The following is a 21,238-nucleotide window of genomic DNA, read 5'->3' as shown; positions in this document are numbered from 1 at the left end:
AAAACCTGGAGTTTTTTGCCAAGCTTTTTTTCAAAAAAGCGCCCTTTTAAAAGGTCGAATTTCATAATTGGTGAGTGGTTATACATTTTGATTGCTCCGCGAAAAACCGGGTTTCTGCGGCTTCATCGGTCTGGAGAATATCTTCAAAATGGTTTTCCCAGACACAAGTACATTAAGCCAAATAATTACAATAATAATTTATTCTTAAGATCCCGGCATTCAACGGGAACATGGCCTTTATTTCAGTCCCATCATAACAACCTTCCCGGCGGACCTGTCCGGGAGGCGCAATTTGAAATTGCTCTATTTGTGAGCCTGCAAATAGCAAACAAATATAAAGCGGCTTATTTGGTTTTTTATGTTTCAGGAGTACGACAATGACTGCGGGAAAAATGACGCAAGGACAGAATGACCGGACAGACGGCAACCAGCCATATCATGAGAAAGCAAAATTTATCGTGGGCATAGGCGCTTCAGCCGGTGGCCTTGACGCACTTACCCCCCTTGTAAGCCGCATTGAATCCTGCGGACATGCAGCTTATATAATAGCCCGCCATATGTCCCCTGACCACGGAAGCAGGCTTGCGGAAATTCTTTCAGGATATTCGGCCCTGACCGTAATAACCGCGAGCGATGAAATGGCTCTGCTGGCCGATACTATATATGTGGTTCCTCCTGGCTATGACGCGGAAGTCGAAGATGACCGCATCCTGCTTAAATCGCCTTCCCCTGAATTCCATTCGGTTCCTTCCGTTGACATACTATTTGCGTCCATTGCCCGGAGTCGTGGAGAGAATTCCGTGGGGATCATTCTCTCCGGAGCAGGGTCGGACGGGACCAAAGGAGCTGGGGCCATAAAAAACGCCGGGGGCCTTGTGATTGCCCAAAAGCCTAACGAAGCCATAAACCAGGGGATGCCGGATTCAGCGATTGAGGCGGGCTTTGTGGATTTCCAGCTAAATGCTTATGAAATAGGGGATTTCCTTAACTCGCTCGGAGAAAAGGCAGCGCTATCAGGCGTTTGCGAAGACACGTCCCAGGATGATGATATTTTCCTCGAAATCGTCGAAATGGTTGCAAAAACCACAAATATGGATGTGACCCAGTATAAGGAAGCAACCCTAAGGCGCCAGATAAAAAAACGGATTCTTTCAATAGGCATAAAAAAAATGGCCGATTATCTCGGTCATCTGAAAAACAATCCTGAAGAATTGACCATTCTCCAGCACAGTTTCCTTATATCGGTAACCTCATTTTTCAGGGATTCGGAAGCATTCTCGAGCCTTGAAAAAATAATGACGGATCTCGTTTCGGAAAAGCAGCCCGGGGACTCGATAAGAATATGGGTTCCGGGGTGTGCCACAGGCGAGGAAGCTTATTCAATGTCCATACTTTTGAATGAAGTCCTGGGAAGCAGGGTATCTTCTTTTGACATAAGAATCTTCGCCACCGATATTGACGCCGAAGCCATTGCCATCGCAAGAACAGGAGTCTATCCTGCAAGCGCCCTTGAAAACATGAACCCTGTCAGAAAGGAGGCATTCTTCACAAATGAGGGACGGAATTTCAAGGTAAAAAAAGCCGTAAGGGACATCTGCATTTTCTCGATTCACGACGTAATCTGTCATCCCCCCTTCATAAGGATGGATATTGTAAGCTGCCGGAATCTGCTCATATACCTGAAGCCAGCCCTCCAGGATTCGCTCATGAGCAATTTCCATTATGCACTTAATCCTGACGGATATCTGCTGCTCGGGAAATCGGAATCAACTGGTTATCCGTCAAGGCTTTTCGACAGCGTTGACCTTGCAAACAAGCTTTTTAAAAGAAAGGCTTCCGTAGTTTCATACCCTGTCAGGATATCGGGCAGAAGCACGTATATCGCCCCGGTTGCAAGACCTGCCATTCAATCAAAGATTAAAGCCTCTCCATTCATTGAGCTGACAAGGGATATCCTGGTGACGGAATACGCGCCTTCAAGTGTCCTTGTGAACAATGCCTTTGAAGTCATACATTTTTTCGGAAACGCCAGACGCTATCTGTCCCTGCCCACAGGATCGGCCGATTTTTCCCTTTTTTCCCTGTGCCTGCCTGAAATCTCAGGAGAAATGAAAACCCTCTGCTACAGGGCGAGCCACGACGGAGCCTCGAAGATCTGCGGCCTGCCGACGCCGGTATGCATTGACGGGCAGAACGTAATGCTCCAGCTAACTCTCAGAAGGCTCCAGATTGATCAGTGCCGCGATGAATACTCTCTGCTCATAAGCTTTGATGAATATCCTGTTAATGATTCATCATCAGAAATATTAACGAAAAAATCAGCCGAAATATCAACTGCTGCCTCTGACGAAATAACGAGGCTAAGACATGAACTGGCGGAAACAAGGGAACATCTCCAGGCTGTGGTTGAAGCCCTTGAGGCCTCGAACGAGGAACTTCAGTCTCTAAATGAGGAACAGCAGGCGTCTTCAGAGGAACTCCAGTCTTCAAACGAAGAACTTCAGTCTTCAAATGAGGAACTGACAACACTCAATGACGAGTTGCGCGTCAAGTCCATGGAACTTGCAAATCTCAATTCCATACTCTCAAATGTCCAGGACTCCATGCAGATGGGGCTTGTTGTTGTCGACAGAAACGGGAAGATCACAAGATTCAATGCCCTCGCAGTTCGTGTGTTTGGCCTTATGAAAACAGATATTGGCCAGCATATTGCCGGAATTCCATGCCGTCTTGACCTGCCCAATCTGAGAGAACAGATCGCATACGTGATATATTACGGAACCTGCATCATAGAAAAATCAAAACACGGTATTTACCATTACCTTATGCAGATTTCACCATCTCTCAATGAATCAGGGCAATGCATAGGTGCCATTCTTACATTCACGGACATCTCCGCGCTCCAGAGAGCAGAGGAGGCATTGAGGGAAAGCCAGAAGCAGGCCGAATTCCTCGCGTCAATGCTCGAAAACTCCTCCCAGCCCTTTGCACAAGGATATGCGGACGGTAGGCTCGGAATCTTTAACAAAGCCTTCTTGGATCTTACAGGCTACACAAGGGACGAGCTGTATTCAATAAACTGGGCTAATGACCTGACTGCGTACGAATGGCTCCGGATTGAAATGGAAAAAATTAAGGAGCTGAACGAAACAGGAATGCCTGTCCGTTATAACAAGGAGTACATACGCAAGGACGGATCGATTGTTCCTGTTGAGCTGTTCGTACATCTTGTAAGGGATGATTCTGGACAGCCTCTTTATTATTACAGCTTCATAACTGACATAACAGAAAGACAAAAGGCTGAAGACGCCATACGCAAAAGCGAGGAACTTCTCAAATCCATAATCAACAACGCAAACGGCATAATCTGGGTCAAGGATCTTGACGGACGTTTTCTCATAATCAACAGATACGCTGAAAACCGCTTTGGACTGATAAAGGATGAAATTATAGGAAAAACGGTATTTGACCTTTTCCCTGATAATCTTGCCAGGGAATACGAAGCCAACGAAAAACAGGTGCTTGAACTCGGACACGCCCTGACTTTCGAAGAGTCCGCCAGAATAGACGGTACGGATCACACCTTTCTGTCCATAAAATTTCCGCTTATTGACCAGGATGGCAATATCTACGCACTTGGAGCCATATGCACAGACATAACAGACCATCTTAACCTTGTTGACGAAAGAAACAAGCTACATGACCAGTTTACCCAGTCACAGAAGCTCGAAGCTGTGGGTCGCCTAGCTGGAGGCGTGGCCCATGATTTCAATAATATGCTGGCTGCCATAACTGGATTTGCAGAGCTTGCCATGCATAAAAGCGGCAATGACATGCATCTTAAGAAAGATCTTTCGGAAATACTCAAGGCAGCCTCAAGATCTGCGGATCTGGTTCAGCAGCTCATGGCATTCGCGCGCAAGCAGAATGTTCTGCCCATGGTTCTTGATATTAACCATACTCTGTCAGGCATGCTCAAAATGATTGGACGTCTCATTGGCGAGGATATCGAGCTTGTCTGGAAGCCCGGCAAAAAAATCTGGCAGATCAAAATGGACCCGTCCCAGATAGATCATATAATTGCAAATCTTGCCATAAACGCAAGGGATGCCATATCTGGAAACGGCAGAATAATCATAGAGACTGAAAATGCAGAGCTTGACAGTAAATTCTGTTCAAAACTTCCTGATATCTCACCAGGAGACTATGTGATCCTGACGTTCAGCGACAACGGACAGGGCATGGACAAAGAAACGGTTAGCAATATTTTCGAGCCTTTTTACACAACCAAGGAATTCGGACATGGCACAGGGCTTGGACTCGCAACAGTTTACGGGATTGTAAGACAGAATTCAGGAGCAATCACTGTGCATAGCGAAGAAGGCCATGGAACGACCTTCAGGCTGTATTTCCCGAGATTCATTCCTGAAAGCACCAAAACAACCTGCGTCCGCAGTACGGAAGTAATCCAGGGCCACGGCGAAACGATCCTTCTTGTGGAAGATGAAAAGGCCATACTCAATGTCGGTAAAATGATGCTTGAAAAAATAGGATACAAAGTCCTTACGGCCAACACGCCGACCGAAGCCATTACTATAGCTGAATCCTGCAAGAGACGGTTTGATCTTCTGATTACGGATGTAATAATGCCTGAGATGAACGGCAAGGAGCTGTCCTCAAAGATATCAGAGATCCAGCCAAGCATTAAGATTCTCTTCATGTCCGGGTACACGGCAAATATCATAGCAAACAGGGGCGCCATTGATAATGGACTGAACTTCATCCACAAGCCCTTTTCGCTCTCGGAGCTTGCGGCAAAGGTTCATGAGGCTCTTTCAGAGGAATAATTCATTTGATGCCGATCGCCAAAAAAGTCTTTTAACACTAATTACATTCAGTGTAGTATCAAGACTACCTGTAAAAACAATTTTGTTATGCCTAATTCTCAGTTTAAAAAGCCTTGTATGGTTAAATTGCCGTAAAAAGGGCCAATTAGTAGGTCGGATTAGAGCGCCCTTTGCTCGTAATACGACATTGATCCGACTCCGGCGAGGCAATTAACCCAATCAACCAAAGTCAGACGAAGCTTATTTGTCTGACAGTTAAACAGATAATATGACGAGCGCCTCTAACGGATCTCTTTTTGAAAAAAGCTCCGCAAAGACTTTTTTATTGTGGCGAATGCCCCAAAAATGAGTTTTTTACTGCTTTCCTGATTTTTGTTTTTCTGATCAGCCAAACATACTGAGAATAGTGCCGAACCACGTAAAACAAAGCATCTTTTTCACATATAATTCCTTATTTTTAGCCAGATAGTCAGCATCCATCGTTTTTAAGAATTGCCGCGCTCTGTTTTCCGTTTTTTCAGAATATCAGGCGTGCCTTTGTCAAAAAACAATAATTAGGAGAAAGGTGATTCCATGAAACATCTCAAAAAATTCATAGTTATTTTGGGAATTATTCTAATGCTTCCATGTATTTCTTTCGCAGAAGGAGTGCTCAAACTTCTTGTTTGGGATGGATATGTTCCTGGTGAAAAAGTTAAGCAGTTTGAAGAAGACATGAGCAAGAAATACGGCAAAAGCGTTCATCTTGAAGTAAGCACGAGGGTTTCAGACCCCCAGGACTTTTTTGACGCTATAAGGACGGAGGAAAAGGGCTATCATATAATTTCGCCCTCTCATAATCTTATAAAGGATGAAAGATTCAACTATATAGAAAAAAAACTGATAATAGACATCGACCCGAACAATATCCCAAATTACAAGGATATTTTGCCTGCCCTGTCCAAGGCCGACTACATGACCGAAGGCGGCAAGATCTACGGTGTTCCTTTCGCGCATGGCCCTTACGGAATCGCCTACAATACAAAGTATTTCGACAAGGCGCCTGATTCTTTGAACATACTGTGGGACGAAAAATATAAAGGCAGATTCTGCCTTTCAAGCGATTATTATGAGGCGAATGCATTTCTTACTGCCATGGCCATGGGCAAAAAAAAGGAAGACTTTGCCGATTATGACAAGCTCACAGCGACTGATGATTTCAGCATAAAGCTTCATCAGCTTGCTCATAATGCAAAATCATTCTGGATTGGAGTGGACAAGCCCGAAGACCTTCAAGGGCTTTCTCTTGCAGCGACCTGGGGTTTTTCTCTTGGCGACCTTGCCAAAAAGGGAGAAACCTGGAAAATGATGGAGCCTAAGGAAGGATACTCAGGCTGGGTGGATAATTTTGTTATTGCCAGAAATGTGGAAAAAGATCCTTTCCTGAAAAAAATAGCTGAAGAATGGCTTAATTTTGTTATCAGTCCGGAATATCAGGCTGAAGTTGTGGTTAGAGGACTTGGAAGCGACCCTGTTAATATCCAGACTGCAAAACTTTTGACAAAAGAAGAAAATGACAAGCATCATCTCAACGACCCTGAATATTTCAGCAAAAACAGGATTCTGTGGCCTGTAATGAGCAAAAGAAACAGAAATGGACTTAAAGTGCTGTGGCAGAATGCCATGAAAAAATAAAAGATAGTCAAGGCAAGCCCCAAATATGCACGGACATACAAGAAAGTTTTTATTGACTTGCCGCCAATAGACCGTAAAAAGCAGACTGATTTTTATTTCAGGAGCATTATGATTTCAGGCTGCATATACACAAAAAACATGACCGACTGGAAGGAAATCCTGGCCGCATCAGTAAAAAAGGCAGAGGATCTTCCTGGTTATCTGAATATTGATTCAAGGGAGATAGAAAGGGTTTCCGGCGTTTATCCCATGCTTGTGAACCCTTACTATCTTTCGCTCATGAAAGAAAATGGCAAACCTGCACTTACCCAGGCAATCCCGAACCAGAGAGAACTGGATGATCTTGAAAGCTCCCCTGATCCCCTCTGTGAAGATATCCAGTCTCCGGTCCCAGGCCTGATTCACCGTTATCCCGACAGGGTAGTTCTGCTTGTTTCCAATAAATGTGCCATGTATTGTCGGCACTGCATGAGAAAAAGAAGGGTTGGCCTGAACACTTTCGGCAATATTTTTGATCTTGAAAAAGCCTGCGAATATATTTCAGAAAACCCTGAAATTACGGAAGCAATTGTTTCAGGAGGAGATCCATTTCTTCTTGAAGACGAAAAAATCGAAGAAATTCTTTATTCCCTCAGAGCCATAAAGCATCTTGAAGTAATTAGAATTCACACAAGAATTCCGTGCGTACTCCCCCAGCGCGTAACCCCTGAACTTGCCGGAATAATCAGGAAGTTCCATCCTGTATTCATAAACATCCAGTTCAACCATTCCTCGGAAATAACAGAAGAAGCTAAAAGGTCATGTTCTATACTTGCAGATGCGGGTATTGCCCTTGGCTGCCAGAGTGTTCTTTTGAAAGGAGTCAATGATTCTGAAGAAGAAATCAGAAGACTCATGAAGAAACTCATGAAAAACAGGGTGAAACCCTATTACCTTCACCATCCTGATCCTGTCAAAGGCACTTCCCATTTCAGACTTCCTGTGAAAAGAGGACTCGAGATAATGGCATCTCTACGTGGCCACGTTTCAGGAATGTGCGTCCCCCATTATATGATAGACCTACCAGGGGGAGGCGGAAAAACCCCTGTTCTTCCGGAATATGTCATGGAAGCCGTAAACGGATGGATCAAAGTCAGGAATTTCGAAGGAAAAATTTTCAGATATCCAGACTCTCCCTAATCAAAAACTTGACAAGATCGCAAAAAATCCGATTTCAGTTCCAAAAGTATCTGAGAATACAAAGATGAAGGATCAAGTCCGGCATGAAGCCGCCGCCCTTTTTTTTTACTTTTTGCGGGTCAGCCATAGATTTGCTTAACATATGAAACTTTGATTTAAAATTAGAAGAAATATTACCTTTTTAGAATGATATTTCCCTAAAATCATTGCTTGCCATAATCAAAATGCGGCGCTAAAAATACTCGCAGACACAAATTCTGTTTTTAAATTTATATGCAAAGAGGTCTTATGCTTTATCCCCTGAGGGTTTTTTTAATTATTCTTTATTTCATACTTGTGGCAGCCATAGGAATCCTGATCTGCCTGATAAGGCCTTTTCATCCTGATAATACCAGATGGTTCGGCAGAATATATTCCTGGGGAGGAGCAGCAATCCTTGGAATAAAAATCAGAAGACATAATTATGACAGTCTAAAAAACATTGGGCCATGCGTTTACGTCGTAAATCATCAGGATAATTTCGATCTTTTTGTTACAGGCAGTGTAATGCCCAAGCGAACCGTGACAATAGGCAAAAAAAACCTTCGTTATCTTCCTTTTTTTGGCCAGCTTTACTGGCTTTCAGGAAATATCTTCATAGACAGGAAAAACAGCTCTAACTCAAAGGTCACCATGAGCGCCTCGACACAAGCTCTTACCACAAAAAACAAGTCGATATGGGTTTTTGCCGAAGGCACAAGGAATCGTGGCAAAAACATGCTCCCTTTTAAAAAAGGAGCTTTTAAAATGGCGATAGAAGCGGGAGTCCCTGTTGTTCCGATCTGTGTGAGCAGCTATGTCAGCAATATGGATCTTAAACGATTAAGAAGCGTGAAAGCAGAGATAAAAGTACTTCCGCCAATAAAAACGGAAAATCTTACCATCGACGATATTGAGACAGTCATAAAGGAATGCTGGGACACCATGAAGACAACCATTGAACAGATGGATAAAGAGACTTATGCATTCTGACAGATTCATGGATAACCTGATGCTAAGGGTCGCTTTTTTCAAAAAGCGACCTTCCGGCTTATAATTTTTTGATTTTTGCGAGTCCTGCAACCCCACAAGGCAAAACTCCAATTTCACCTTTACATATTTACTTCCATAAACAGCCTTTTAAAGAGAATTCACATGCCTTGGAATAAAAAAATATTTCTGGCCACGGTGTTCTGGGCCATGTTTGCATTGTCATATGCAGCAATCTGCCATGCAGCAGGCACAAAAAATATAATCCTCATGATCAGCGACGGCCAGGGAATCGGAAATATTATGGCATCTGATTTTTACACCGGCAAAAAGGCTGTTTACGAATCCTTCCCAGTAAAATACCTGGTTACGACATACTGTGACAAAGGCTCATATAGTCCGGAGCCTGCATGGAAATCCTTTGACAAGAACAAGGATAATCCAGCAACAGACTCTGCCGCAGCAGCCACTGCAATGGCTACTGGAGTCAAGACCAGCCAAGGACTTTTAGGCAAAAGTCCTGATCTGAGAAACGCAAAAAACATCGTTGAAATTGCCGAAAGCCTTGGCAAATCCACTGGCGTTGTAACAAGCGTGCAGTTCAGCCACGCGACTCCTGCTGGAATGGTCGCACACAGCGATTCAAGAAAAAACTTTGAAACCATTGCCAGATACATGATTTATGAAAGCGGTCTCAATGTAATCATGGGCGCTGGTCATCCCTTTTATGATGATAATTCTGAAAAAAAATTCTGGCGATCCGAATACAAATACGTCGGCGGGGAAGATGCATTCAAGGATCTCACAGACTCTGACGGAGCAAGGGCAAAGGATGGCAGAGTCTGGAAATATATCGAATCAGCCGAGGATTTTGAAAAAATGGCCTCAGGCACGGAAAACCCCCTGAAGCTGATGGGCATAGCAAGATCAGCCACAACCCTGCGCCAGGCAAGAAGCGGAGATCCGCAAAAAATCGGTTCTTACCTAAGTACAAAAGTCCCGACCCTTTCAACCATGTCAAAAGCAGCTCTAAACAGTCTTTCAAACAATCCTGACGGTTTTTTCCTCATGGTTGAAGGAGGAGCCGTTGACTGGGCAAATCATTCGAACCAGAAGGCCAGGGCCATCGAGGAACAGACAGCCTTCAACGATGCTGTCCGGTCTGTGCTGGAATGGGTTGAGAAAAAAAGCGGATGGAATGATACGCTTCTGATTGTAACGGCTGATCATGAGACAGGATATCTGTGGGGTTCGGAATCGAATGAATTCGTACTCGTCAAAGACAAGGGAGCAGACAATCTTCCTGAAATGTTTTACCATTCCAGGAGTCATTCTAATACCCCGGTTCCTTTATATGCAAAGGGCAAAGGATCAGAAATCTTCAAAACCATGACAGACGGAAGGGACGCCTTTTTTGCGAATCTGCTGTCATCGTTTGATTCTGGATTCACAGGCGAATACATAGACAACACAGACATTTTCAGGGTCATGGATGCCGCAATTAATAATGACAAAAAACACATCTGATTCCAATTCTTAATCAAATGTGCATTTTCTGCATGGCCTTCGGCAAGTCGCTTTTTGAAAAAAGCTCCGCAAAAACTTCGAGGTCTCAAAAAGTCCTATTTCCGTCATTCCGGCGTAGGCCTGAATCCAGAAATATTTGAAAATACAAAGATGCCGGATCGAGTCCGGCATGAGTAATACCATTTTCAAATCAAAGATGAAATCAAGGCGGCAAGGAGGAAGCGACTCAAACGTAAGTGGTTTGTACGTTGAGGAGCTGACGACGATGCCAACACAGATAGCGCTTTGATTTGGAATTGGTATAAGTTGCCTTTTTTTGAGGTTTTACTAGTTCATCAAACCTTGAATTGATCCACTATTGCCTTAAGCTGTTCTGAAAGATTGGAAAGATCTCTTGCGCTTATCTCCACCTTGGAACTGCTGTTTGACATTTCTGCCATGGAACCATTCACATCGGATATGTCTTTTGATATCTCTGAAACAGATAAAGAGCTCTGGTTGACGTTTACACTCACGTCCTGAATGCCTGTTGAAACCTGGGCCACGTTTCCGGCTATCTCTGCGGTCGCAGCTGACTGTTCCTCCACAGCCGCAGCAATTGTGGTGACAACCTCATTAACTTCTGCAATAACATCCGTTATCTCTGTTATCTCTTTTACCGTGATTGAGGTCGTGCCCTGGATGCCCTCGATCTTTTCCCTTATGTCCTGGGTTGCGTCCGCGGTCTGTTTCGCAAGTTCCTTTATCTCGTTGGCAACGACCGCAAAACCCTTGCCCGCCTCGCCAGCTCTTGCTGCCTCTATGGTTGCGTTAAGAGCCAGAAGGTTTACCTGCTCTGAAATTTCAGTGATCGTTTCTATTACCTTGCCTATGGATTGTGCGGCAACCCCTAACTGGTCTATATTATCTGTGGCAGTCGCCGCCCTTCTGGCCGCCTGGCTGGATATTTCCCTGGCCTTTTCGGCATTTTTAGCTATTTCGTTTATCGTTGAAGACATCTCTTCAGATGCTGTGGCAAGCATGTTAGTGTTGGTTGCAGACTGTTCGACTGCCGATGCGACATTATTCATGCTTGTACTCATCTCTTCGGAAGCTGATGAAACGGCAGAAGACTTATTACTCACACTTCTTATTCCCTGGTTCATCTGCGCGGATATTGAAGTCAACTCCGTGGAAGAAGACGCCAGGGTCTTTACCCCGCCAGAGATATCCCTTATTATGCCCTGGAGCTTTTCTATAAATACGTTGAACCACGTAGCAAGTTCTCCGACCTCATCCCTGGATGTTACAGGAAGACGCAGCGTAAGATCTCCATTTCCTTCGGCAATATCCTTTAACCCGGCAACAGCCATTTTTATAGGTCTCGATATGCTTAAACCCAGAATAATTGACATGGCAATTCCAAACAAAGAAGCCACCACAACCATGGTTGATATTGTAATAAAAATTCTATTGTAGATCGACTGGGCTTCCTTGCTGGCCTTATCCGCAAGCTCCAGATTAATATCAGTAAGTTTATCTATCTGATCCCTCATGGTCTCAAAATGGGATTTAGCATCTCCGAGACTGAGGGCAACAGCCTTTTGAACCGAATCAGATGAGCCAGACTGCCTATATGAAATAACCTGCTGTGTAGAATTCTCCCATTTTTTTCTGGCGTCTTCAAAAACAGGAATAAGCTCCTGCTCTTTTTCAGTTTTTTTGAGATTTCTGTATTTTTCCCATCTTTCCAGGGACTGTTTCATATTTGTGGCATGATCGGCCAAAAATTCCTTGAACAGGGGAGATGACGAATCCGTAAACATCATTGATCGTTCGGACACAAGAAGCTGCTGCAAATCCCTGTCCGATTCTATGAGCCAATCTATTCCAGGCATCCTAACCATATAAATCTCTTTAAGATGTTCATGAACATTTCTGATACTGACAAGGCTCGTTACTCCCGTTGCTACAAGAAACAGTATCAACGCCGAAAAAAAAGAAAAAAGCCTGATACTTATTTTCATATTTTTTATCCATTGCATGAAAACACCCCCCTATTTTTAAGAGCCGATAATTATTGGAGTAAGCAATAAAGATGAGTATGGATGGAGATTGAAGTTCCTGGGCAGAACAGCTGTCAAACAGGATATATAATTACATTTACATAGCCGAAAAGACAATTGAAAAAGGCTGTAATAATTCAGCTGACTATGCTCATCCTTGGAAAACACCTTTTGAGAAAGCCCTTAGAGTCATGAAGGACTTGATGCGGCATCTATGTATTTAATTGGTTCCGGACTCGTTCTGTAACACATTCTGAATCATTTGAACTCGTCCATAAATTTGTCTTTGAGCTTAAGAATCTTGTCTTCTATATTTAAAAAGCAGGTGACAAGCTCAGGGTCGAACTGTTTTCCTGACTGGGACTGAATCTCCAAGAAGGCTTTTTCAGCAGGCCACGCCTTTTTATATGGCCTTTCGGACGTCAGAGCATCGAATACGTCGGCTATTGCCGTAATCCTGCCCTCCACAGGGATATAGGCTCCTGAAAGTCCGCCTGGATAACCCGATCCATCCCATCTTTCGTGGTGAGAGAGGGCTATTGTCTCTGCCATCTGGATCAACTGATGGTGGCTGCCTGATAATACGCGTGCGCCAATGGTGGTGTGGTTTTTTATGATTTCAAATTCTTCGAAAGTGAGCTTTTCTGGTTTAAGCAGAATGTGATCTGGTATGCCGACCTTGCCTACGTCATGCATGGGTGCCGCAAATACCATAAGATCGCAGAATTTTGCATCAAAACCTGAGGCAAGAGCAATTTGCCCGGACATATAGCCTACACGCAGGATATGCATGCCTGTTTCAGGGTCCCTAAGCTCCGCTGCCTTGGCCAGCCTGTTGATTATTTCCAGCTTGATATCCCTTAATTCCTTTGTTGCTGCGGCGATGGCTTTTTCAGAATCCTTACGCCTTTTTTCCGAAGACGTTAGGGCCGCATTTATTCTGATGAGCAAATCCGTATTATCTGCCGGTTTCATGATGTAATCGGCTGTATATCCCGAAAGTGCCTGCTGTATCTTATCCAGGTCTCCGCTTCCTGAAAGAAAAATAATGGGCAAGCCGGGGATTTGTATATTCAGTTCCTTCATCAGAGTCAGACCGTCCATTCTGGGCATGTCAATATCGATCAGGGCAAGGTCAGGCATAAAATATTTGATTTTTTCAAGGGCTTCGAGTCCGTCTGCGGCCACATCAACATCAAAATGCCTGCCTAAAAAAAGCTTCTGCATACTGCGGAGCATCGGATCGTCATCAACGATCAGGACTTTTTTATTTTCCCTTGAATCAGTCATCATGAAAGCCTCATATAAGTGGGAAATTTGTAAATTTTCAAGCTTTGCTATCCCAAATCTAACTGTGAATTGTGAACAGCCATGCTGTCTTGTAAAAATATGGATCTTGGACTCCACAATGCCCGCTTCAAAGCTATTTCTGCTCGCGGATAGTTTCGTTCTTTATTTCCAGAGCTTCCCTGACCGCTCCTGACAGAACTTCGACGGAAACCGGTTTCTGGATAAAATTCCTGATCCCTATGCCCTTCGCAACCGTCTGGTCAATATCAGGGATGACGCCGCTTAGTATGATGATAGGCATGTCAGATCTTATGGCATGAATTTCTTCAGCCAGAGCAACACCTGTCATCTGAGGCATGCTCATGTCAGTTATGATCAAATCAAAAGCACCCGGATCAGAGCGGAATATTTCAAGGGCCATGACCGGCCTTGTTTCTGTCATCACTTTATAACCCATTCGGCTCATGATCATCGCCTGCATTCTTGCGAGCATCTCTTCATCATCAACCAGGAGTATTCTTTCATTTCCACCCGATATCCTGTTTTCAGCTTTTTCCCTGGCAATCTCCACCCTTCCTTCCACCTGGGGTAGAAAAATATGAAAAGAAGTTTCCTTATCCGGTTCGCTTGAAACCGTTATCCTGCCTCCGTGGCTCTTGATGATTCCATGAACGACGGCAAGCCCCATTCCGGTACCTTCGCCCTTGGGCTTGGTTGTAAAAAAAGGATCAAAAATTTTATCAAGAGTATCCTTATCAATACCTGTGCCAGTATCTGTTATGGACAACATCATATAATTGCCAGGATAGAGTTCAGGATCGTATGGGGCGGAGCATTCGTTTACAGTGATTTCCTTTAAGTCTATAGAAAGGACTCCGCCATTCTCACGCATGGCATAACCTGCGTTTGTGCACAGATTGATCAGAACCTGGTGCATCTGGGAAAGAGACGCCATCACAGTTCCTTTTTCTGCCAGAATACTGTTTTTTATTTCAACATTTGCAGGAAGTGATGCCCGCATTAGTTTAAGACTCTCTTTTATTATCGGGGCGAGTCTTACCGGAAGCTTTTCCTCCTCTGTATGGCGGCTGAAGGTCAGAATCTGCCTGATAAGATCTTTAGCACGGTTTCCAGCTGTGAGAACTTCCTTGAGGCAATCCTTTATTTCAGGAGAAGCAATTTTCTCGGCCATCTGTGTATATCCAAGCATGGCATAAAGAATATTGTTGAAATCATGGGCTATTCCGCCAGCCAGAACACCGATAGCTTCCATTTTCTGCGCCTGGTAAAGCTGGGCTTCAGCTTTTTTCACTTCTGCATGAAGCCGGGAATTCTGCAAAGACGAGCCTGCGATATTTATCAGAATATTGAGGGATTTGATCTGTCCAAGGCTAAGAGGCCTAGATTCTTTTTTAAAATTAAGATTAAGAATCCCTAATATTTTGCCACCTATTATCATGGGAATGGAAATGGAACGCAGAATATCCGATCTGTTACAGGACTGTCTGAACTTTTCATCCGCATCTCCGCCTTCTATTGTCACAGTTTCAAAATTAGAAGCCACCCATCCCGCGACCCTCTGCCCCATTGGAATTCTCTCTCCCATAATATTCTCCCGCCCAATTCCCCTGACAGCTGCGACATAGAGCTCCTTTCCATCTGCCGTCGGAAGCATTATTGACCCCTCATCGGCCTGACACTGGTTGATTGCCGCATCAAGGGCCTTGTTCAGAATCATTCTGGGATCCTGGGAATAGGCCATTGCCATTGAAAGCTCGTATATTTCGACAGCCTCCCTGAGCTGGATGTTTTCCAGTTTCAGACGCCTGGCCTCCATGGCCCGGTAAAGCACGGGAAGAAGACCTGGAAGTTTGAACGGCTTGAGTATGTAGTCAAAAGCACCGGTTTTCATGGCTTCGACAGCCGTATGAACGGTGCCCTGACCTGTCATGATGACTCCGACCAGATTGGGGTCTATTTCCTGGGCTTCGCGAAGCAGGGTGATTCCGTCCATTTCAGGCATCATTAGATCTGTAAGAAGGATGTCAAAATAATCTTTCTTCAGCGCCTTTAGTGCGTCCCTTCCATTGGAAAAGCCTGTTGTTTCGTATTCCTGGCTCTTCAGGATATCTGTCAGCGCATTCATAAGCTCGACCTCGTCATCAACGATGAGAAGCTTTCCTATTTTGCTTGAGTCGTTAATCATTTCAAGAATCTCCTTCGGCTTAAACCAGCTCTCTACCTGGGTGATAGCGGAAAAACCCGTCTTTAAACGAAATGGGATCAGTCTTTCAGATAATTCCCGTTTCTATAAGTAGTCAGAGGGAAAATGAGTATTATTTTAGCTCCTTTGCCAAAGTCGCTTTCAATAAGCAGATCTCCATGATGCTCTTTCATGATCCTGCGGCATATGGGAAGCCCCAGACCCGTGCCCTTTCCTTCTTCTTTTGTCGTAAAAAAAGGCTCCGTAATTTTCGGAAGATTCTCGGGTGTTATTCCTGTTCCGGTATCTTCGACCTCGATGCGTATCTTGCTGTCCGACATTGCCCGTATGAAGAGGATTCCACCCTTTGGCATGGCATCGCCCGCATTCGTGAAAAGATTCAGAAAAAGCTGGCGTATCTGCTGCCTGTCCGCATGAACCTGGGGCAGATCATCCGGGAAATCCAGGGATACCTGAATATTTCTTTTTTTGAGATGGTAATGGATAAGCTCGATCGTTCCTTTTACTTCGTCAAAAAGATTCATGGTAGAAATCTGGCTGTGACTGCGCCTGCTAAACTGGAGGAGGTTGGCCACAAGATTCCCCATGCGCTCCACTTCCTGGCTTACCACCTCAAGTGAATGGAATTCGGGACTTTCATGGGATTTATTCATCATCATGGCCTCCACACGCAGACTTACGGTCGCAAGGGGGTTGTTCAGCTCGTGCGCTATGCTCGCAGCAAGCTCGCCCATTGTGGCAAGTTTTGTGGCCTGCCAGAGCTGACGGGTTACGGTTCTGATCTCTTCGTTCTTCTTTTCCAGTTCTTCTTGAACAGCCTTCCGGCTGGCAATTTCAGCTTCAAGCTCTTTTGTTCTCTCAATAACCTTCTGCTCCAGATGTTCATTGAAGCGCGAAATCTCTTCCTGGGAAACCTGTAGCTGGTGCCTTTTTTCAACTGCGTCGGTATATGTGGAAACAAGAATATTGAGGATCTGCCTGCGCCCTGTTTTCACCAGAATACATTTTTTCCCGTACCTGAGTTCGAGGTTCCCGTCAGAGTTTTCCCTCGACATGGCATTGCCATCATCAATCAGATTCTTTATCTGGGAGCAAAGATAGTCCTTTCTGAAGGGCTTCATTATGAAATCGTCGGCTCCACATTCCAGACCGTGGAGGACATCCATCGGATCTGTGAGACTGGTAACAAGAATTACAGGGATGGATTTGAGATTCAAGTCATCCTTGATCCTTCGGCAGACTTCGAATCCGTTCATGTTCGGCATTATTATGTCCGTGATCACAAGTGCGGGTCTTTCCCTGTTTATCGATTGAAGAAGATCTGCCCCATTGTTAGCGGCATTCACCCTATATCCTTCTTCAATGAGAATGCGTCTGAGGATCTCGGACTGAATAGGACTGTCCTCTGCAATGGCAATCAGGTCGCAGTTACCAGGATTCATGGCGGAACAGTCATTTATGACATTCTTTTCGATCATTATTTAATACCTCATTATAAGGCAGAAAAGTTATCAACGTCATGCCGGACTTGATCCGGCATCCAGCATTTTCAGTTACTTCTGGATTCCGGCCTTCGCCGGAATGACGGTAATCGGACTTTTTGCGAGTCCATCAAGGATGAACGCCCTTCAGTCCTGCGCCGTAACTGATTATGGCTCCTGCTATTTCGTTTAGAGGAAGAACACTCACTGCGCCTCCGATTTCAATTGCCTGCCTCGCCATTCCGAAAACAATGCTGCTTTCCTCATCCTGGGCAATGGTGAATCCGCCCGCCCTGCGTACGGCAAGCATTCCCTCGGCCCCGTCCTTGCCCATGCCTGTCAGGAGAGCGGCTATAACAGAAACTCTGAAACATTCCGCAGCTGAACGCATGGTGACTGTTATTGACGGGCAATGACCTTCGAAGGTCGCTCCTTCGCACACGACAAATCTCCCGTCGTCGCTGAATTCCAGATGTTTTTTTTCCTGGGGGAAATAAATGACACCCGGAGAAGGATATTCTCCTGACCGGGCAAATTTCAGCCTCATACTGCATTTTGTGGACAGCCATTCCAGCATGCCTTCCATAAATCCTTCCGTGATATGCTGAACACAGACAACAGGTATGGGAAAATCCGACGGCAAACGGGAAAGTATACGCTCGAGGGCCTGGGGGCCGCCCGTAGATGCTCCGATCACGGCTATTCTTCCGGGACGCCGAGCGTATGCGCCTGCAAGGGACCTCGCCTGACCTGACTCTGTAATGGCGGACTGATCTGTTTTCCATCTTCTTATGACTTTTACACCCGAAAGAATCCTGATTTTGCGTATCAGTTCGGCAGCGTGTCTTTCGAACTCAAAATCAAGGGCGTTCCTTGGCTTACAATAAACATCAAGTGCGCCAGCTTCTAGCAGATCAAATACATTCCTCGATCCTTCATAAACAGAAACGCTCACAATAAGTATAGGGCGTGGAGAAGTCTTCATTATCTGCCTTGTCAGACTGAGCCCGTCCATTAAAGGCATGTGAAAATCAGTGCATACAATATCAGGATTCAGCTCAAGGATCATTCTCATGGCATCAATGCCGTTTATGGCAGATCCAACGATCTCAATATCAGGAGAGGTGTCCAGCATGCGTTTCAGGACAGCTATGGCTATCTGGGAATCATCCACAAGTATGACCCTGATTTTTTTGTTGCCGCCTGTTACATTCATAATCGTCTCCATTCTTTTGATACGGGGTTTCCCATACAGATTTATTCCCGATATTGTTGAATTTAAAAGACACCGACTTAAAGCCATTCCAGGAAATTTTAATGGCCTTGTTAACGTAAACGAAAATTTGCCAGCCATGACATTCCCCGGAAAACAGGAGCATGAAGTTATCGAGTAATCAGACCAGCCTCTTCAGGGTGTCCAGAAACACCTTTTGGTCAAATCCAGGTTTTGTGATATATGCATTTGCTCCTGCCTCAACGCCTTTTTTTCTGTCTTCATCCAGGGCAAGGGATGTAACCAGAATTATGGGCATCTCGCTGTACTTCCTGTCTTCCCTCACCTTTGCGGTAAGTGTGAGGCCGTCCATATTAGGCATGATGACATCTGTTATAAGAGCGTCAAAATCCCTTGTTCCGAGTTTATTATAAGCGTCCATTCCATCCACGGCTGTTACGACTTCATAGCCCGCGCCCTCGAGAATGCGTTTCATCTGGGTTCTTGTGGTCAGGCTGTCTTCAGCAGCGAGCAAGGTTTTTTTCTTATTATCTGTTTCGCTTTCGGTATTTTCAGCTATAACCGGCAGATCCCGCTTCCGCACGGATCTTATTATGTCCTGCGGGGCAAGGATCATACAGATCTCGCCAGTTCCGAGTATTGTTGTTCCTGACACATTTCTGACTTTTTTCAGAATCCTGCTCTGGGGCTTTAGTACCACTTCCTGCTCGTCCAGCATCTCATCCATTATAAGTCCAAGCCTATGGCCTCCGCTTGAAATGATGACACAGGGAATGGAGTCAGAAGCAGATTTGCGGTTCCCGGCCCGATTGCTTCGATGAAGGGGAAGCTCCAGGAGATCAAAAAGTCTGACAACAGAGACAGGCGCCCCGTCCAGCCTGATCGTTTCCCTGCCTTCTATCTTGAAAAGATCTCTCCTTTTGAGCATGAATGTCTGTTCAATATATTCAAGCGGCAAACCATATTTGAGATCTCCTACGGCAGCTATCATCACGCGGATGGTTGCAAGTGTGACAGGCAGCTGAATCCTGAAACAGGTTCCCTGACCAGGAACGCTCTCCACCCGGACAATCCCTTTAAGCCTGTCCACGTTGGCCCTGACCACATCAAGCCCCACACCTCGTCCTGATAAATCTGACACAAAAGAACTTGTGGAAAAACCGGGCCTGAATACAAGATTCATTATTTCATCATGGTTCATGGCCTCAATCGCCTCTTTTCTGTCCAGCTTCATTTTCAGGGCGGTCTGCCTGATGGCCTCGATATTCATCCCCTTCCCGTCATCCGCCACCTCAATAATAACAGAGTCTCCTGTCTGAAAAGCGCCGAGACAAATCGTTCCTGCTTTCGGCTTTCCTTTTTTTTCACGCTCTGCCGGCTCTTCCAGACCATGATCTATGGCGTTTCTGATAATATGCATTAGAGGATCCTTCATTTCCTCTATGATTCTTTTATCTGCCCTGGTTTCTCCGCCAGTCACGGCAAGGCCAGCCTCCATGCCACGTTCTTTGGAAATATCACGTATCATTCTGGGAAAAAGCCTGAAAAGGGTATTCATTGGAAGAAGTCTCGTGGTCCTTATTTTTTCCTCAAGATCCCCGCATACGAGATCAAGCTTGGAACTGTCCTCAAAGATGCCATTTTTAAGGCGGTTAAGAACATCGCCCATGCGGACTGAGAGTTCATGATCAACTTCATCAGCTTTTCTGCATAGCCCGTCCCATAAAACCAGGGCCTCTTCCATTTCAGAAAGCCTGTGAACAGTACGGCTTCTGGTTACATTCAGCTCTCCCACCAGGGTCATCAGATCATCCAGCTTTTTTGTCTCAACCCGGATGGATTCAATCCTGAATATGTCATCTCCTGTGCTTGAAGAACAGGACACAATCTGATCGTGTTCTTCTTCTCCTGGGTTTTCATTTTTAATATTCCCGTCCTCAGCTTTTTCATCCCCGTATTGTGGCTGCCTTGTTTCACCTCTTGATTTAAGGAGTTCGAGAATGTCAGAGACAGGAACATTTTCCCTTGAGACTCCATCCACAGCCTCCTTCACCAGCACCCTGATGACATCCAAGGCATGATAGAGAGTATCGAAAAGCGATGGGGTCAGGGAAACCTCTCCCTTAAGAGATGATCCGATAATGTCTTCCATATGATGGGACAGATTTTCGATCTTTGTAAGATTGATCATCCGCGAGGCGCCCTTGAGACTGTGAGCCTCCCTGAAAACTTCCTCAAGAATGGCCTTGTTTTCCGGCTCGGATTCAAGACGCAGAAGGCCATCGTTGAGATGCTGGAGATGTTCGTCGCTCTCCAGTTTAAAAATATCCCTGAGTTCCTTATCCTCTATCATTTAAAGCCTCCGTTACGGCGCAAACGTGACCCTGTCAATCAAAGCCGGGCAGGAATCATAAAAACAATTGGGGTCACCGCTTATATGGATAAATTGCCTTCAAAAAGGCCTATTCGCAGGCCAAGTCGCAGGTCGGATTAGGACGCCCTTTGTCCGTAATCCGACATCAGGATTTTTAATTTTAGAATTTGGATTTTTGTTTGATGTAACCAAACCGATATTTCAAAAATCATCAATCCAAAATCATGGGCCTCCGGCGGGTCGCTTTTTGAAAAAAGCTCCACAAAAACTTTAGGTTTTTTCGGAAATCAAATCTGACAAAGCCGCAAAAAGTCCAATTCCCGTCATTCCGGCGGGGCCTGTCCCGGTGAAAACA

The 21,238-nt window shown here is 45.0% G+C and carries 11 protein-coding genes; 5 read left to right on the top strand and 6 right to left on the bottom strand.

Annotation, left to right across the window (positions count from 1 at the left end; genetic code table 11):
* The first annotated feature begins 377 nt into the window (after positions 1-377).
* From K245_RS26440 to K245_RS23430, 5 genes are all read left to right on the top strand, one after another.
* The gene (locus K245_RS26440) at positions 378-4,847 is read left to right on the top strand and encodes a chemotaxis protein CheB (RefSeq protein ID WP_051283944.1); all 4,470 of its coding nucleotides are present in this window, start codon (positions 378-380) and stop codon (positions 4,845-4,847) included.
* Between the two features lie 573 nt (positions 4,848-5,420).
* The gene (locus K245_RS0106750) at positions 5,421-6,521 is read left to right on the top strand and encodes an ABC transporter substrate-binding protein (RefSeq protein ID WP_027358679.1); all 1,101 of its coding nucleotides are present in this window, start codon (positions 5,421-5,423) and stop codon (positions 6,519-6,521) included.
* 108 nt (positions 6,522-6,629) lie between these two features.
* Positions 6,630-7,700: a KamA family radical SAM protein gene (locus K245_RS0106745; RefSeq protein ID WP_156906721.1), complete on the top strand. Its 1,071-nt coding sequence runs from the start codon at positions 6,630-6,632 to the stop codon at positions 7,698-7,700.
* 288 nt (positions 7,701-7,988) lie between these two features.
* Positions 7,989-8,711, top strand: coding sequence for a 1-acylglycerol-3-phosphate O-acyltransferase (locus K245_RS0106740; protein WP_027358677.1), 723 nt, complete (start codon positions 7,989-7,991; stop codon positions 8,709-8,711).
* A gap of 162 nt (positions 8,712-8,873) precedes the next feature.
* Positions 8,874-10,235, top strand: coding sequence for an alkaline phosphatase (locus K245_RS23430; RefSeq protein ID WP_051283943.1), 1,362 nt, complete (start codon positions 8,874-8,876; stop codon positions 10,233-10,235).
* A gap of 335 nt (positions 10,236-10,570) precedes the next feature.
* Here the strand turns inward: K245_RS23430 and K245_RS23425 are convergent, their stop codons facing one another.
* The 6 genes from K245_RS23425 to K245_RS0106705 form a co-directional block, all read right to left on the bottom strand.
* Positions 10,571-12,241, bottom strand: coding sequence for a methyl-accepting chemotaxis protein (locus K245_RS23425; RefSeq protein WP_198013843.1), 1,671 nt, complete (start codon positions 12,239-12,241; stop codon positions 10,571-10,573).
* Positions 12,242-12,538: 297 nt separating this feature from the next.
* Complete coding sequence (locus K245_RS0106725; RefSeq protein ID WP_027358676.1) at positions 12,539-13,573, bottom strand: HD-GYP domain-containing protein; 1,035 nt, start codon at positions 13,571-13,573, stop codon at positions 12,539-12,541.
* Between the two features lie 130 nt (positions 13,574-13,703).
* Positions 13,704-15,776, bottom strand: a complete 2,073-nt coding sequence (locus tag K245_RS26435; RefSeq protein ID WP_051283941.1) for a response regulator — start codon at positions 15,774-15,776, stop codon at positions 13,704-13,706.
* A 77-nt stretch (positions 15,777-15,853) separates the two neighbouring features.
* Complete coding sequence (locus K245_RS0106715; RefSeq protein ID WP_027358675.1) at positions 15,854-17,272, bottom strand: hybrid sensor histidine kinase/response regulator; 1,419 nt, start codon at positions 17,270-17,272, stop codon at positions 15,854-15,856.
* Between the two features lie 133 nt (positions 17,273-17,405).
* On the bottom strand, positions 17,406-18,491 hold the full coding sequence (gene cheB, locus K245_RS0106710; RefSeq protein WP_035276664.1) for a chemotaxis-specific protein-glutamate methyltransferase CheB: 1,086 nt from the start codon (positions 18,489-18,491) through the stop codon (positions 17,406-17,408).
* 178 nt (positions 18,492-18,669) lie between these two features.
* Positions 18,670-20,862 carry a hybrid sensor histidine kinase/response regulator gene (locus tag K245_RS0106705; protein ID WP_027358673.1) on the bottom strand — a complete coding sequence of 731 codons (2,193 nt, stop codon included), beginning with the start codon at positions 20,860-20,862 and terminating at the stop codon, positions 18,670-18,672.
* Between the last annotated feature and the right edge of the window lie 376 nt (positions 20,863-21,238).

Origin of the sequence: Desulforegula conservatrix Mb1Pa, from assembly GCF_000426225.1 — a bacterium.
Lineage (GTDB): Bacteria > Desulfobacterota > Desulfobacteria > Desulfobacterales > Desulforegulaceae > Desulforegula > Desulforegula conservatrix.
Note: the sequence above shows the minus strand (reverse complement) of the source record. Positions and strands in the feature narration are given on the sequence as shown.

Excerpts from the sequence above, each read along its gene's own strand:
- K245_RS0106750 (WP_027358679.1), top strand. The coding sequence starts at position 5,421 with ATGAAACATCTCAAAAAATTCATAGTTATTTTGGGAATTATTCTAATG.
- K245_RS0106745 (WP_156906721.1), top strand. The coding sequence starts at position 6,630 with ATGATTTCAGGCTGCATATACACAAAAAACATGACCGACTGGAAGGAA.
- K245_RS0106725 (WP_027358676.1), bottom strand. The coding sequence starts at position 13,573 with ATGATGACTGATTCAAGGGAAAATAAAAAAGTCCTGATCGTTGATGAC.
- K245_RS26440 (WP_051283944.1), top strand. The coding sequence starts at position 378 with ATGACTGCGGGAAAAATGACGCAAGGACAGAATGACCGGACAGACGGC.
- K245_RS23425 (WP_198013843.1), bottom strand. The coding sequence starts at position 12,241 with ATGAAAATAAGTATCAGGCTTTTTTCTTTTTTTTCGGCGTTGATACTG.
- K245_RS0106705 (WP_027358673.1), bottom strand. The coding sequence starts at position 20,862 with ATGATAGAGGATAAGGAACTCAGGGATATTTTTAAACTGGAGAGCGAC.
- K245_RS0106740 (WP_027358677.1), top strand. The coding sequence starts at position 7,989 with ATGCTTTATCCCCTGAGGGTTTTTTTAATTATTCTTTATTTCATACTT.
- K245_RS0106715 (WP_027358675.1), bottom strand. The coding sequence starts at position 17,272 with ATGATCGAAAAGAATGTCATAAATGACTGTTCCGCCATGAATCCTGGT.
- K245_RS26435 (WP_051283941.1), bottom strand. The coding sequence starts at position 15,776 with ATGATTAACGACTCAAGCAAAATAGGAAAGCTTCTCATCGTTGATGAC.
- cheB (WP_035276664.1), bottom strand. The coding sequence starts at position 18,491 with ATGAATGTAACAGGCGGCAACAAAAAAATCAGGGTCATACTTGTGGAT.
- K245_RS23430 (WP_051283943.1), top strand. The coding sequence starts at position 8,874 with ATGCCTTGGAATAAAAAAATATTTCTGGCCACGGTGTTCTGGGCCATG.